General features: G+C 67.5%; 14 protein-coding genes. 10 read left to right on the top strand and 4 right to left on the bottom strand.

What is annotated here, in order from left to right; genetic code table 11:
- Positions 1-140: 140 nt before the first annotated feature.
- The 10 genes from OJA40_RS12050 (at position 141) to OJA40_RS12005 (ending at position 9,530) form a co-directional block, all read left to right on the top strand.
- On the top strand, positions 141-350 hold the full coding sequence (locus OJA40_RS12050; protein ID WP_112903401.1) for a hypothetical protein: 210 nt from the start codon (positions 141-143) through the stop codon (positions 348-350).
- A 237-nt stretch (positions 351-587) separates the two neighbouring features.
- Positions 588-2,798, top strand: a complete 2,211-nt coding sequence (locus OJA40_RS12045; RefSeq protein ID WP_208425410.1) for a TonB-dependent receptor — start codon at positions 588-590, stop codon at positions 2,796-2,798.
- Positions 2,799-2,885: 87 nt separating this feature from the next.
- Entirely contained in the window at positions 2,886-3,722 is an 837-nt protein-coding gene (locus tag OJA40_RS12040; RefSeq protein ID WP_263810780.1) for a tetratricopeptide repeat protein, read from the top strand.
- Between the two features lie 154 nt (positions 3,723-3,876).
- Positions 3,877-4,917, top strand: coding sequence for an ABC transporter ATP-binding protein (locus OJA40_RS12035; RefSeq protein WP_263810779.1), 1,041 nt, complete (start codon positions 3,877-3,879; stop codon positions 4,915-4,917).
- Positions 4,898-5,751 (top strand): IS5 family transposase gene (locus tag OJA40_RS12030; protein ID WP_272506845.1). Its coding sequence is split into 2 segments (ribosomal slippage): positions 4,898-5,272 and positions 5,275-5,751, totalling 852 coding nucleotides; the frame shifts between segments, so codons are not numbered across the junction. The genes OJA40_RS12035 and OJA40_RS12030 overlap by 20 nt, the downstream gene beginning before the upstream one ends.
- Positions 5,752-5,881: 130 nt before the next feature.
- Positions 5,882-6,475 carry an ABC transporter permease gene (locus tag OJA40_RS12025; RefSeq protein WP_208425413.1) on the top strand — a complete coding sequence of 198 codons (594 nt, stop codon included), beginning with the start codon at positions 5,882-5,884 and terminating at the stop codon, positions 6,473-6,475.
- Positions 6,476-6,532: 57 nt separating this feature from the next.
- A protein-coding gene (locus OJA40_RS12020; RefSeq protein WP_272506845.1) for an IS5 family transposase occupies positions 6,533-7,386 on the top strand; the annotation gives its coding sequence in 2 pieces (ribosomal slippage) (positions 6,533-6,907 and positions 6,910-7,386; 852 coding nt in all).
- A gap of 17 nt (positions 7,387-7,403) precedes the next feature.
- Positions 7,404-7,559 carry a hypothetical protein gene (locus OJA40_RS12015; protein ID WP_208425414.1) on the top strand — a complete coding sequence of 52 codons (156 nt, stop codon included), beginning with the start codon at positions 7,404-7,406 and terminating at the stop codon, positions 7,557-7,559.
- Between the two features lie 43 nt (positions 7,560-7,602).
- Entirely contained in the window at positions 7,603-8,742 is a 1,140-nt protein-coding gene (locus tag OJA40_RS12010; RefSeq protein ID WP_263810777.1) for a sensor histidine kinase, read from the top strand.
- Positions 8,743-8,783: 41 nt separating this feature from the next.
- Positions 8,784-9,530: a LytR/AlgR family response regulator transcription factor gene (locus OJA40_RS12005; RefSeq protein ID WP_263808479.1), complete on the top strand. Its 747-nt coding sequence runs from the start codon at positions 8,784-8,786 to the stop codon at positions 9,528-9,530.
- 31 nt (positions 9,531-9,561) lie between these two features.
- Here OJA40_RS12005 and OJA40_RS12000 read toward each other — a convergent pair whose 3' ends face one another.
- The 4 genes from OJA40_RS12000 to hemN form a co-directional block, all read right to left on the bottom strand.
- The gene (locus tag OJA40_RS12000) at positions 9,562-10,050 is read right to left on the bottom strand and encodes an RrF2 family transcriptional regulator (RefSeq protein ID WP_208426271.1); all 489 of its coding nucleotides are present in this window, start codon (positions 10,048-10,050) and stop codon (positions 9,562-9,564) included.
- 118 nt (positions 10,051-10,168) lie between these two features.
- The gene (locus OJA40_RS11995; RefSeq protein ID WP_208426270.1) at positions 10,169-11,665 is read right to left on the bottom strand and encodes a nitronate monooxygenase; all 1,497 of its coding nucleotides are present in this window, start codon (positions 11,663-11,665) and stop codon (positions 10,169-10,171) included.
- An 8-nt stretch (positions 11,666-11,673) separates the two neighbouring features.
- Positions 11,674-12,813 carry a glycine oxidase ThiO gene (gene thiO, locus OJA40_RS11990; RefSeq protein WP_208426269.1) on the bottom strand — a complete coding sequence of 380 codons (1,140 nt, stop codon included), beginning with the start codon at positions 12,811-12,813 and terminating at the stop codon, positions 11,674-11,676.
- Between the two features lie 55 nt (positions 12,814-12,868).
- Entirely contained in the window at positions 12,869-14,251 is a 1,383-nt protein-coding gene (gene hemN / locus OJA40_RS11985) for an oxygen-independent coproporphyrinogen III oxidase (RefSeq protein ID WP_208426268.1), read from the bottom strand.
- Positions 14,252-14,261 lie beyond the last annotated feature (10 nt).

The raw sequence follows: 14,261 nt of genomic DNA, 5'->3' as shown, positions 1-14,261 counted from the left end.
CCGTAGACGACGTACGGGCCGGTCGGGACTGGATTTAGACCGACTCTAAATTTTGTCCGCAGTGGATCTTCCCGGAATCGAGGGTGTTCAGATTTGTGAAGTTTCTCAATAGACCCGCACAAAACCAGGGAGCGGCAGCCATGGCCCACGACATCGAATCAATGTGCAAGTCTTGTACGCATCTCGACCGCGACCGCGACGACGAGGCGGTCTGTGACGCCTTTCCGGAGGGCATCCCGGAGGAAATCTGGCGCAACCAGCACGACCACCACGAACCGTATCCGGGGGACCAGGGCGTGCGGTTCGACGCCATGCCGGTCCCCGAGGAGCAGGCGGAGGTCGTCGCCTAAGGAGGCCCTCATTCAACTTGTTTCGGGTCGGCTCGCCAGTTGGCGGGTCGGCCTTTCTTTTTTGACGACCTTTTTTGACGACGCGTCTCGGGACCCAGCCCTGCTCACTCATCGGCGCGACGCACGGCCCGGCGAGGGCAGACGCGACTCGTCGAGTCCCTCCAAACGCGAGGCCCAGACGGCGAATATGCGAGGATGCCATTGCGGATGATCTGATCCTCGCCCCCCATCCTCGCCATGTGTCGCCGCTTCGTTGGAGGCCTTGCCCTCGTGCTCGCGCTCATTCCCAGCGTGGCCCCGGCCCAGCCCGCCGTCGTGGAAGGCCAGGTGCGCGACGCGCGGGGCGCGCCGGTCCCCTACGCGAACGTGCAGCTTGATGGGGCCGCCGTCGGCACCGCGGCCGGAGGGGACGGCCGGTTCCGCCTCGAAACAACGCGCACCGGGTCGGTCGTCCTGCGGGCCTCGGCCGTCGGCTACCCCCCCGTCGAACGGTCCCTCCGCCTCCGCGCCGGCGACACGAGCACCGTGCGGTTCACGCTTCGGGCCGAGAGCATCGAGCTCGGCGAGGCGGTCGTCACCGGCGAGACGTTCTCGACCGGCTCGCCCTCCGAGGCAACGCTGGGCTCGACCGAAGCCGTGACGACCCCGGGCGCCGCCGGCGATCTGTTCCGCGCCCTGCAGTCGTTTCCGGGCGTGGCCGCGCCGGGGGACGGGGCCGGCCTGTTCGTGCGCGGCGGGGACGTGACCGAGACGAAGACCCTGCTCGACCAGGCGACGGTCTCCCATCCGTACCGCTACGAGTCCCCGGCGGGGGGGTCGTTCGGCGCCGTGCGCCCCTTCCTCGTCGGCGGCACCACCTTTGCCACGGGCGGCTTCTCGGCACAGTACGGCAACGCGCTCTCGGGCGTCCTCGCGATGGAATCGAAGGACCGCCCGGAGGAATCCAGCCGGTACGTAAACCTCGGGCTCGCCGCCGCGTCGGTCTCCCTCGACCAGCCGCTCGTGGGGGACGAGCTCGGCCTCCGGGTCTCCGGCAACCGGTCATTCACCGGGGTGCTCTTCCGCGTCAACGGTCGGCGCGGGGACTACGCCACCGTGCCGCAGGGCCTGGACGGCACCCTGGGCCTGACTTGGGACTACGGCCCCACCGGGCAGTTGAAGCTTCTTGCCTTTGCCCGCCGCAACCGCATCGGCGTGGAGACGACCGAAGGCACCTACACCGGCGTCTACCGGAGCCGGACGACGAATCAGCTCTACAACCTGCAGTGGAGGGCCCAGGCGAAGGGATGGACCGTGGAGTCGAGCGCCTCCTGGAACGCGTACACGTCGCAAAGGACGCTTGGCGCCCTCGACCTGTCGCCCACCGACCGGGCCGCCACGCTGCGCGTCGACGCGACGCGCGGGGGCGGGGACTGGACCGTTCGCACCGGCGGCACGGTGGAGCGTCGGCGCTACCGATTCGACGGCACGGTTCCCACACAGCCGGACGTGGTGGCCCCTGACGCCGCCATACGCTCGATCGACGAATCGCTTCCGGCTACGCGGGCCGGGGGGTACGTCGAGGTCGAATCGAGCCTGCCCTCGTCGGTCGTCGCGCGGGCCGGGCTGCGGACCGATGTCCACAGCCGGGCGGGCCGTCCGGTCGTCGATCCGCGGGTGGGGCTCGCCTGGTCGTTCGCGCCGAACACGCAGCTGCGGGCCGCCTGGGGCCTCTACCACCAGTTTCCGGAGCTCAACACCTACGGCGAGCACGTGGGCGAAAATACGCTCGGCGCCCAACGCGCGCAGCACGTCGTGCTCGGCCTGCGCCACGAGCGGGAGCACCTGTTGCTCCGCGCGGAGGCCTACCACAAGCCGTACTGCGACCTGGTCGTCCGCACCGGGTCCTCGCGCTACGCCAACGACGGCAGGGGCGTCGCACGGGGCATCGATCTGTTCGCCAAGTACGGATCGTTTCTCGGCACGCGCGTCAACGGCTGGGCCTCCTACAGCCTCCTCCGCTCCCATCGCACCCAGCCCCGTGACCGGGGGACGGATGTGGAGTTGGACGACGGGCCGGCCCCCTACGACCTGACGCACCAGATCACGGCGGTCGGGAAGGTGCGCGTGATCGACCAGTTCCGGGTCGGCGGCACCTACAGCTACGTCACCGGCCGGCCCTTCACGCCCGTCGTGGGCACCGAGCGGCTGGAGTCCGGCGCCCTCCTGCCGGTCGACGGGCCCGTGGGCGGCGCGCGGCTTCCGGCCTACCACCGCCTCGACCTGCAGGTCAGCTACTTCTGGCCCTTCAATCGCACACAAAATATGGTCGTCTACGCGGCGCTCAACAACGTCCTCGACCGGGCCAACGCCGTCGATGTGACCTACTCGCCCGACTATTCGACCCGTCGGTACCGGCGGACGGACTTCCGCCGGTCGGTCTACGTCGGCCTCACGCTCACGCTCTGAGACGGGTCCTGTTGCCCCCATGCATGCCCCCACGGTCGCCAGCCGCAACGCATCAACGTGCTCTTTTCCCTCATCCCGCAATGCCCCATGCTCTCAACCCCGACGCTCCCTCGAACAACATTCGCTTTCCTCCTCGGCAGCGTTCTTCTGGTCGGGCTCGTGGCCTGCGGGTCGAGCCCGCCGATGGCCCCTGCGTCGCCGACCTCCCCTGCCCTCGGGTCCGCAGCGACCGACTCGCTTCTCCGGCAGGTCAAAACCCAGATTCGGGAGGCCACCGACGAGGGATCCTTCGACGCCTTGAAGCAGGCCCGCGCCTGGGCCAAGCAGGCCACTGGGGGCGACCGCGCGGCGCTGGCCCACTACTACGCCGCCCTCGCCGACTACCGCATGTCGAACCGGCTCCCCGAGGACAACGAAGACCGGCGCGAGCGCGTGATCGAAGACGCCATCGGCCACCTCAAGCGCGCCACGGAGATCAACGGAACGATGGCGGACGCCTGGGCTCTGCTGTCGGGGTGCTACGGGCAAATGATGGGCATGAACCCGATGCAGGGCATGTCGCTGGGCCCGAAGGCCAACGAGGCCATGAAACGGGCGAAGGCGCACGGCCCCAACAATCCGCGCGTGTGGATCATCGACGGCACGTCGGACTTCTACGCGCCTGGCATGTTCGGGGGCGACAAAGAACAGGCCCTCAAGAAGTTCAAGAAGGCCGCGCGCCTCGCGGAGCAGGCCTCGACCGAGGACCCGCTGATGCCCAGCTGGGGCCACGCCGAGGCGCACGCCTGGGTCGGCGTCGCCCATATGGACGCCGAGCGGTACGACCCGGCCCGCACGGCCTTCGAGACGGCCCTCGACCTCAATCCCGACTACGGATGGGTGAAGCAGGTCCTCCTGCCCAAGCTCGACGAAAAGCAGAGCTAACAGACCCTCAACCCAACCTCCAAGGGTCTCGCGAAAATGCCCCAGACTCTTCGAATCGTGCCCCTTCAACTCATGACTCATGCGCCATGACGATGAATCCGCCGGCCCGGCCCGAATCGATGCTTCCCCTTCCTCACATGCCCCCCCGTCCCCGATGACCACAGCCCTCTCCCTGCAGTCCCTTCGCAAAACGTACGGCTCCACGGTCGCCGTGGACGACCTGTCTCTGGAGGTACAGACGGGCGAGATCTTCGGCCTCATCGGCCCCAACGGCGCGGGCAAGACGACCGCCGTCGAGTGTGCCCTCGGGCTCCGGAAGCCGGACGAAGGCACCGTGCGCGTGCTCGGCATGGACCCGCAGCAGGCGGCACGCGACCCGTTCTACCACCGGGTTGGCGCCCAGCTGCAGGCGGCCGCCCTGCCCGACCGCATCACGGTCCGCGAGGCCCTCGACCTGTTCGCCTCCTTTTATCCCGAGACGACCGACCGCGACGCGCTCCTCGACCGGTGGGGCCTGGGGGACAAGCGGAACGCCTCGTTCGGCGCCCTCTCCGGCGGCCAGAAGCAGCGGCTCTTCGTGGCCCTCGCGCTGGTGCACGACCCCGACTTCGTGGTGCTCGACGAGATCTCGACGGGGCTCGACCCGGAGGCGCGTCGCGGCACGCAGGAGCTGCTCCGCGAGGTCCGGGCCTCCGGCACCACCGTCCTTCTCGTCACACACTTCATGGACGAGGCCCAGGCGCTCTGCGACCGGGTGGCCATGATGGACGACGGGCAGTGTGTGGCCCTCGATACGCCACAGGCCCTCATCGATCGGCTCGACGCGTCGTATCGGGTCTGGTTCGACGCGCCGCCCGATTTTGACCCCAATCCCCTGCGCACGGCGGACGGCATACAGGATGTCGCGATCGGGGACGGTCAGGTGCAGACGCGAGGCGGGGAGGACCTCCTCACGACCGTCGTGCGCCGCCTCGCCAACGCGGGCGTCACGCCAAACGACCTGCACGCCGAGCGCGCTACCCTGGAGGATGTGTTCCTCGCCCTCACCGATGAGTCCCACGATCCCGCCTTGTCTCCTCACGTCTCGAATACAGAACCACAGTCTAGGCACTGTCTGATAAAAAGGCTGTATGAACGGCCCGCACTGTCTATTAGACTGGTTGGGCCTTTCTGTCATGCCGAGACGCCGCTATGAACTCACTGACGAGCAGTATGAACGCATCGAACACCTCCTGCCGGAAGTTGAGGGACGTGGTTGTCCGTACAACGATCACCGGCAGGTCATCAACGGAATCTTCTGGATCCTCCGATCGGGAGCACCTTGGCGGGATATGCCCAAGCGGTATGGAAACTGGAAAACGGTGTACGACCGATTCCGACGCTGGGCCGAAGATGGTACTCTTGAGTCGATCGTACGGCATCTTCAAGGGGAACTCGACGCAGAGGGCCGTATCGATTGGAGCCAGTTCAATGTGGATAGCACCATCGTACAGGCCGCCCGAGCCGCCGCTGGCGGACCAAACGATGATAAAAAGGGGCCCGAAGCAGGCGGGACGAAGGCGTAGGCCCGGCGCTCGGCTACAGCCGAGGTGGGTTCTCTACAAAGATACACTTGCTTACAGACCGACGAGGCCTCCCTCTGGGAGCCGTCCTGTCGGCCGGGCAGCGCCACGAGTCGGCCTTCTTCACCGACCTAATGAACGAAGTATCGGTCCCCCGCCAAAGAGGACGGCCCCGCAAACGCCCCGAGGCAGTCGCTGGAGACCGTGGCTACGACGCTGCCTGGATCCGCCGCTGGCTCGCCGAACGAGGCATCGAGTCGGCCATCCCGGCTCGCAAGGGTGTTCGAGAAGGCCCTGGGCGCCCACCAACCTGCGATGACCAGAGGTACCGCGACCGAAATACGGTTGAGCGCTGCGTTGGTCACCTGAAGGAGCGGCGGCGCCTCGTCGTCCGATATGAGAAGAAAGCAAGCCACTACAAAGCCATGGTGCTCTGGGCGTTCGTCGAGGAATACCTGAAGCGATAATTATCAGACGCAGCCTAGCAAAGCACCCTCATGACTCATGACTCGTGACGCAGAAACTCATGCCCCCAGTCAGGCTGGACGCAGCCCCCTTTCCCTTGCTCAGCATCCCCGCCCAAGCCACGTCCGACCGATGAAGGCCTTCCTCACGCTCACCTGGACCGAGTCGAAGCTCTTCCTGCGGGAGCCGTCCGCCACGTTCTTCACGCTGGGCTTTCCCCTCCTTCTCCTCTTCGCCTTCGGTGCCATCTTCGGCAACGGCCCGGCCTCTGCGCCCGGCGACGTCGGCTACACCACGCGCGCTGTGCCCGGCTACGTGGCCCTCACGATCGGATCCCTCGGCCTGCTGAGCCTGCCCATCACGCTGGCGACGCAGCGCGATCAGGGCATCCTGCGCCGGTTTCGCGCGACCCCGCTCCGCCCCACAATCGTGCTGGGCACACAGGCCGCCGTGAACCTCGTGATGCTCCTCGTGAGCACGGCCCTGCTTCTCGTCGCCGCCCCCATCGCGTACGCCGTGCCCCTGCCCCCATCTTCCCTGCTGGCCCTCGGCGCGCTGCTGTTCGCCGGGATCGCCTTCTTGAGCCTCGGCTTCCTGCTCGGCGCCCTGATGCCTACGGCCCGCGCGGCCCAGTCGGTCGGGATGGCGCTCTTCTTTCCGATGCTGTTTCTCTCGGGGGCGGCCATTCCGCAGTTTCTCTTTCCCGACTGGCTAGGCACTGTCTGATAAAAAGGCTGTATGAACGGCCCGCACTGTCTATTAGACTGGTTGGGCCTTTCTGTCATGCCGAGACGCCGCTATGAACTCACTGACGAGCAGTATGAACGCATCGAACACCTCCTGCCGGAAGTTGAGGGACGTGGTTGTCCGTACAACGATCACCGGCAGGTCATCAACGGAATCTTCTGGATCCTCCGATCGGGAGCACCTTGGCGGGATATGCCCAAGCGGTATGGAAACTGGAAAACGGTGTACGACCGATTCCGACGCTGGGCCGAAGATGGTACTCTTGAGTCGATCGTACGGCATCTTCAAGGGGAACTCGACGCAGAGGGCCGTATCGATTGGAGCCAGTTCAATGTGGATAGCACCATCGTACAGGCCGCCCGAGCCGCCGCTGGCGGACCAAACGATGATAAAAAGGGGCCCGAAGCAGGCGGGACGAAGGCGTAGGCCCGGCGCTCGGCTACAGCCGAGGTGGGTTCTCTACAAAGATACACTTGCTTACAGACCGACGAGGCCTCCCTCTGGGAGCCGTCCTGTCGGCCGGGCAGCGCCACGAGTCGGCCTTCTTCACCGACCTAATGAACGAAGTATCGGTCCCCCGCCAAAGAGGACGGCCCCGCAAACGCCCCGAGGCAGTCGCTGGAGACCGTGGCTACGACGCTGCCTGGATCCGCCGCTGGCTCGCCGAACGAGGCATCGAGTCGGCCATCCCGGCTCGCAAGGGTGTTCGAGAAGGCCCTGGGCGCCCACCAACCTGCGATGACCAGAGGTACCGCGACCGAAATACGGTTGAGCGCTGCGTTGGTCACCTGAAGGAGCGGCGGCGCCTCGTCGTCCGATATGAGAAGAAAGCAAGCCACTACAAAGCCATGGTGCTCTGGGCGTTCGTCGAGGAATACCTGAAGCGATAATTATCAGACGCAGCCTAGTGACCGCGAGCCTCGCCCTGCCGCTCACCCATGTCACCCGCCTCCTGCAGGACGCCTGGCTGCACGGCCAGTGGAACGGGACGGCGGGGCTCGTCCTTGCAGGAACGGGTCTCGCAAGCACCGTCGTGGCGGCGTGGGCCTTCCGGTGGTCGTAACCCGCCCTGGCAAACCGACTTCTTCGCAACGAACCGAGCAGACATGTCGTCGGTGCCCCCCTCAACCGACCTCGACGCGTCCCTGGACACCCTCCAGACCCAGGCCCCACCGAAACCGACGATCACGGCCAAAGGCGTTGGGCTGGCCGCGGCGGGCTGGACGCTCTATGCGTTTCTCTACGCGTTTTTTATCGCCCAGCAGGAGCCCAACGCCCCCTTCATCGGCCTCCTCGCCGGGCAGCTTATCTTCGTTCTCGTGCTCGGCCTCTACAGCGTGCCGGTCTGGTGGGTCGCGGTGCGCGAGATGGATCGCTCGCACTGGGGGTGGACCCTCGGCGCGCACCTGTGTCTCGGCCCCCTCTACGCCTGGGGCGGGCTCGAGTCGTACCTGTCCGTCGTTCGGGCCGTGTTTGCCCCCAGCATCGCCGCGGAGATCGGGGCGCAGTACCAGTGGATCCTGTTCGCCAACCTCACGGTCTACATCATCCAGTTTTCCCTCTACCACCTGGTCCGGAACGTCCAGCGCCTCCGGCAGAAGGAGCGGCAGGCCACCGAATTCTTGGCCATGGCCCGCGAACAACAGCTCGCCGCCCTCAAGGCCCAGGTCAATCCGCACTTTCTGTTCAACACCCTGAATTCGATCAGCGCGACGCTCCGTCAGGACCCGGAGCAGGCCCGGGAGATGATCGCGAAGCTGTCCGACATGATGCGGTACGCCCTGGAGGGTCCGGATCGGGAGTTCGTTCCGCTGCGGGAAGAAGTTGCCTTTACTCGTCGGTACCTCGACCTGGAGCGGCACCGCTTTTCGGATCGGCTGCGGGCCCGGATGGACGTCGACGCCGACACCGACGCGCTGGACACCCCGGTGCCGCCGATGGTACTGCAGCCCCTTGTGGAAAATGCACTCCGCCACGGCATCGCCCCGAGCGAGGACGGCGGCTCGGTCACCGTGGCGGTGACCGCCGAGCACGACACACTCGACGTGCACGTGGAAGATACCGGCGTGGGGCCGGACGCCGACGACCCGCTCGCGGGCTCGACGGACGGCACCGGCCTCGCCACCACGAGCACGCGCCTGGAACGCACCTACGGCCCCGACGCCGCCCTCCACACTGCCCGGAACGACCCGACCGGCTTCAAGGTCTGGTTTTCCATCCCTCGGAACGGCGCCGCCGATTCCTAACGCCCCGCACTGCTTTTTTCCCCCAATCCCGCCCCCAGCCTGTGCGTGCCCTCATTGTCGACGACGAACCGCCCGCCCGCAGCCTGATCCAGGAGTACCTGGAGGAGCTCGGCCGCATCGAGGTGACCGGCGAGTGCGGGACGGGACGGGCGGCCATTGAAGCCATCAACGAGACGGCCCCCGACCTCGTCTTCCTCGACGTGCAGATGCCCGGCCTCGACGGCTTCGACGTGCTGGAGCGGATCGACACGCTGCCGGACATCATCTTCTCCACCGCCTACGACGAGTACGCGATTGACGCCTTCGAGGCGGGGGCGGTCGACTATCTTCTGAAGCCGTACACGAGGGCCCGCTTCCGGACCGCCGTGGAGCGGGCGCTGGAGCGTCACGACCGGGACGACGACGCCTACGCCGACCAGCTGGCGACGCTGCTGCAGGAGGCCAAGACCGAGACCGACGACTCGCCGGAGCGGCTCTACGTGCGCCACGGCGACAAAATTATCCCCGTCGACCCCGACGACATTCGATGGGTGGAGGCGGCGGGCGACTACTCGAAGCTCCATACCGACGAGACGACCTACCTGTCGTCGATGGGCATCGGCGCGCTGGAGGACCGCCTCGCCCCGACGCGGTTTATGCGGGTCCATCGCTCCCACATTCTCGCCTTCCCGGCCATCGACCACCTCTACAGCGACGGCTCGGGCGGGTACAAGGCCGTGCTCGACGACGGCACCACCGTCCGGGTGAGTCGCTCCTACGCCCCCGAGATCCGCGACCGGCTCGTGTGAGCCGCCGGCCCTGCCGAGGCGCGAGACAGGCTCACGCCGAGGCCCCGTCGGCCTCCGCCAGGTCGTCGACGAACGGCGTGAGGCGCACGTCCGGCACCTCGTTCAGGGCCGTCCGCTGGAAGGTCGTCTTCATGCGGTCGCGCTCCTCGGTCCAATGCTCGTGGAGGGGACACGGCTCGGCCTCGCCACAGCCCGGCAGGCCCAGCACACACTCCTCAAACAGGTCGTTCCCGTCGATGGCCACCACGATTTCGTACAGGCTGATGGCGTCCGGCGCGCGGGTGAGGGCCACCCCGCCGCCCGGCCCCCGCTTCGAGGTCAGAAGCCCCGCGTCGTTGAGTTGCTGAAACACCTTCGTCAGGAACGAGAAGCCGATCTCCAGGTCATCGCTGATGGTCTGGATCGAGACGTACTCGCGGGTGGGGCCGGCGTCCTCGTCCTCCGCCGCCTCGTCGTCCTCGAGGGTGCCCAGGTACAGCATCGCGCGCAGTCCGTACTCGCAGCTTCTTGAGAGCAGCATCTGGACGTTGGGGCCGTGAGGGGAAGGTGCCGCAGAGTCGACACGGGGTGTGTGCGTGTCACAATTATGCACCGGTCCGTTCTGGCAGCGTTCCCCTCCCGGGACGCCCGCCCCCTCGTCAATCGGCCGGCTGCGGCCGTCGTAACGGGCTCGACACACGCGGGGGCCGGACGTCCTGGTAGAGGTAGTCAATGACGTCGTCGGCGTCGTACTGCGGGTCCTCGACCGACCCGAGCGGAAGGTCTTCGAGCGCATCACCCCCGGTAAACAGGGGCGGCTCGGCGCGCGCCCCTCGCTGCTGGCCGAGCCCGATGTTGGCCATCAGCGCGTTGCACAGGCAGGCCCGCCCCTCCGTCTCTTCTTCGTTGCCCCCGCGGCTGACGTACGTTTTGACGGGCTCTGCCGGACACCGGCCCATCAGGCGTCCCTCCTCATCGAGGTACGGCTCGCGCAGGTAGCCGAGGTCACAGATGCGCGCCCGTCGCTCGTACACCTCCGCGTCGGCCAGCGTGCCGTCGGCGGTGAGCACCTTGAACGGAAAGCCGGTGGACGAGACCCGGCCCTCCGTGCTGACCTCAATCTCTCCGGTGTGCAGCCCCCGAATGAGGCGGCGCGTGGTGCTGGGGGGATAGCCCGACTCGTCGGTGAGGGAGAAGAGCGACCCCACCTGAATGCCGGCGGCACCCGCCTCGTGGGCGGCCCGGAGGCCCTCGGGCGAGCCGTGTCCGCCCGCCAGGTAGAACGGCTTCCCGAGGGATCGAATCGCCTCCAGGTCCGCCTCGTCGCGCTCGTCGTACAGCGGCGTGCCGTCGTCCGCGTAGTTCTTGTTTCGGGGCGGGGCGTTGTGCCCCCCCGCAACGGGCCCCTCCACCACCCATCCATCCACGCGCCGGTCTGGCAGTTTGGCGTCCATGATGCGGGCCAGCGCGTCGGACGAGATGATGGGCAGGAACAGTGGACGGTCGAGGGTCGGGGGCGCGTCGAGCACGTCGGCCGGGTCGAACCGGTACGCGTAGGCGTCGTCGGCGTCGGGCGCCTGGCTCGTGTCCACATCCAGCCGCAGGGCGGCCGGCTCGCCCGCCGCCAGCTTCGGGATCTGGCGCGCCTCCTCCATCGGGATGCCCGCCCCGATGGAGACAATGTCGATGTCCGCCAGCAGCGCGCCGTAGATGCAGGGCAGCGTGTAGCGCTTCAACTTCGCCAGGAGGTTCATCCCGATCATCCCCTCGTGCCCCGCCGCCGCGAGCCGGACCTCCGTGTAGGTGGCCGCCGCAAGGATGCGCTGCGAGCGGACCGACGGCTCGAAGGGATGCATGTTCAGCAGGTCGTAGGGCTCGTCCGCCGGCAGCCCGTCCGGCCGATAGAACCGCTCAACCAGGTGGTCGGCAATCTCTTCGTCGGGGTAGTCGGCCAGCATTTGGCGTCGGTCGTGGGGGTCGCCCTCTTGGAGCTCACGCACGACCACGGAGTCGATGCCGGTGCCGGATATGATGCCAATTTCGCCCCGCCGGGCGACATGGCGGGCGAGGCGCCAGCTGGAGACCCCGATGCCCATGCCGCCCTGGATGATGTTGGGAGGCGACATGCGGGAGAGGGCCGAAGGGGAGGAAGACATAATCAGTGCTATGTTTGTGCTACGTCAGGCGAAACAGTGTCGAAGCGGGCCGGCTGGAAGGGCTCGATCCAGTCGGAGAGGGTACCGGTACGGATGTAGCGGGCCACCTCCTGGGCGGTGATCGGCGTCAGCAAAACGCCGTGGCGGTAATGCCCGGTGGCCGCCACGACGCCCGGCGCGACGGGGCCGAGGACCGGTGCATTGTCGCGGCTGGCGGGGCGGAAGCTGGCACAGGTGCATTCGACGGGCAGGTCGAGCAGGCCGGGCACCACCTCCCACCCGCCCTCCAGGTTTTCGTAAAGCCCGCCGGCAGTCACGTCGTCGTTAAACCCGTCCTCTTCCGCCGTCGCGCCCACCACCACGCGCCCGCCGCTCTTTGGCACCACGTAGGCGTCCGGCCCGCGCACAACGTGTCGTAGGTCGAAGGTGGACGTCCCCTCCAATGCCATCGCCTCGCCCTTGACGGGGCGGATGGGCAGCGCGCCGTTGAGTCCATCGAGCGAGCGAGACCAGGCCCCCGCCGCCACAACCACGGTGTCTCCTTCCACGCGGTCTCCGTCTGCCGTTACCACGGCGGGGCGGCTTGCGTCGGGATCCACTGCCTCGATCGGCGTATGCTCGTGCAGGCGCCCCCCGTGCTTCCGCACGCCCGTCTGCAGCGCGTCCACCACCGATCGGTTGTCAACCTGATGATCATTCGGGGACCAGAGCGCCGCCGAGAGGCGCGGCGCCAGAAACGGCTCCTGGGCGCGGGCCTCGTCGCCGGACCACCATTCCACGTCCAGCCCCTGATCCCGCTGAAAACGATGGCGGCGCTGGAGCGCCTCGGCGGCGTCGCGGTCGTCGGCCACGATGAAGGTGCCCTCCGTCCGCAGCCCCACGTCCGCCCCCGTGTCCGCCTCCAGGGCATCCGCAAAGGCGGGCCAGCGCCGGCGGCTCTCCGTGTTGAGGGCGTGGAGCGTGGTCTCCTCAAATTCGAGTTCGGCGTCCGGCGCGAGCATTCCCGCCGCCACGTGGGAGGCTCCGCGCCCGGCCTCGCCGGCTTCGAAGAGGACCACGTGCCCCCCAGCCCGGGCCAGTTCCCACCCGATGGAGAGCCCGATAATGCCGGCACCGATGATGAGCGTGTGTGGATGGCTGCGAGACATGCGACGGTCAAAATCGGTGAGATGCGTGTGCGCGTAGAGGCTCAGTCCCCCTGCCTCATACGCTTTCGGAGTAGGCCGGCTGTTCGTGGGAAGCGGCGTCGTGCAGGTAGGCGTCGAACGCCGAGGCGATGTTGCGCACGAGGAGCCGCCCCGGCGGACGCACGGTGATCGCGTCCGGGCCCAGCGCGACGAGCCCGTCCTGTTCCAGGGGGTGCAGGCGGTCGAGGGCCGCGCTGAAGTGGGCGTCGAAGTCGACGTTGAATCGCGCCTCGACCGCTCCCTTCTGCACCTCGGCGTTGCACATGAGCTGCATGATGACGTGGCGCCGCAGCCGATCCTCCTGGGTCGGTCGATAGCCCCGATAGACGGTCAGCTCGCCCTGGTCGATCTGGTCGTAGTACGTGCGCAGGTTCTTCGTATTCTGGGCGTAGAGCCCCGAGAGCTGGTGAATGCCGGAAACGCCGAAAGCGTAGACGTCGGCCCCGGCGCGGGTCGAGTAGCCCTGAAAATTCCGGCGGAGCGTGCCGTTGTCCTGTGCGAGCGCAAGCTCGTCGTCCGGCATCGCGAAGTGGTCCAGCCCAATGAACCGGTAGCCGGCCGTAGTCGTCAGCCTCTCAAGCGCCTGCTTGAAGAGCCGCAGCCGCCCGGTCGGGGCCGGCAGCGCCTCCTCCGGGATGAGGCGCTGGTGCTCCAGCACGGACGGGACGTGCGCGTAGCTGTACAGCGCAATCCGGTCCGGAGCGAGGTCCACGACCCCGCCGAGCGTGTCGGCCATCGTGTCGGGCGTCTGGTGGGGAAGGCCGTACACCAGGTCGAGGTTGACGCTCTCAATGCCGTGGTCTCGCGCCCACTGCACGGCGGTTCGCGTGAGCCGCTCCGGCTGCACCCGGTTGATGGCCTCCTGCACCGTGGGGTCGAACGACTGCACCCCGAGACTCAGACGATTCACCCCGATCTCGCGGGCCGCGGCGATGTGGTCCTCCGTCAGCCCCCGAGGGTCGGCCTCGATGCTCATCTCGGCGTCGGGCGCCACCCGGAAGCGGTCGCGAAGATGCTCACCCAGCTCCCGGATCTGCTCCGGGGACAGCAGGGTGGGCGTGCCGCCGCCCCAGTGCACCTGGGTCACGGGCCGGCCCGACGACAGCATCGGGGCCAGCAAATCGATCTCGCGCCTCAGGTAGCGGAGGTACTTCGCGATGCGCTCCGGGTCGTGCGTGACCTTCATGTGGCACCCGCAGTAGTAGCAGAGCTGCCGGCAGAAGGGCAGGTGCAGGTACAGCGAGAGCGGCGCCTCGGGCGCGGCCGTGTTGGCCCGCCACACCTCTGCCCGAAAGGTCTCCCGCCCCACGCCCTCCCCGAAGTGCGGGGCGGTCGGGTAGCTCGTGTAGCGGGGAAGCGACTGGTTGTACTGGCGAAGGAGGTCAAGGTCAACGTTCATGGCAGGGCAC

Source organism: Salinibacter pepae (assembly GCF_947077775.1).
GTDB classification, from domain to species: Bacteria; Bacteroidota; Rhodothermia; order Rhodothermales; family Salinibacteraceae; genus Salinibacter; species Salinibacter pepae.
The sequence above is the reverse complement of the archived record's forward strand: the minus strand, read 5'-3'. Positions and strand labels throughout refer to the sequence as shown.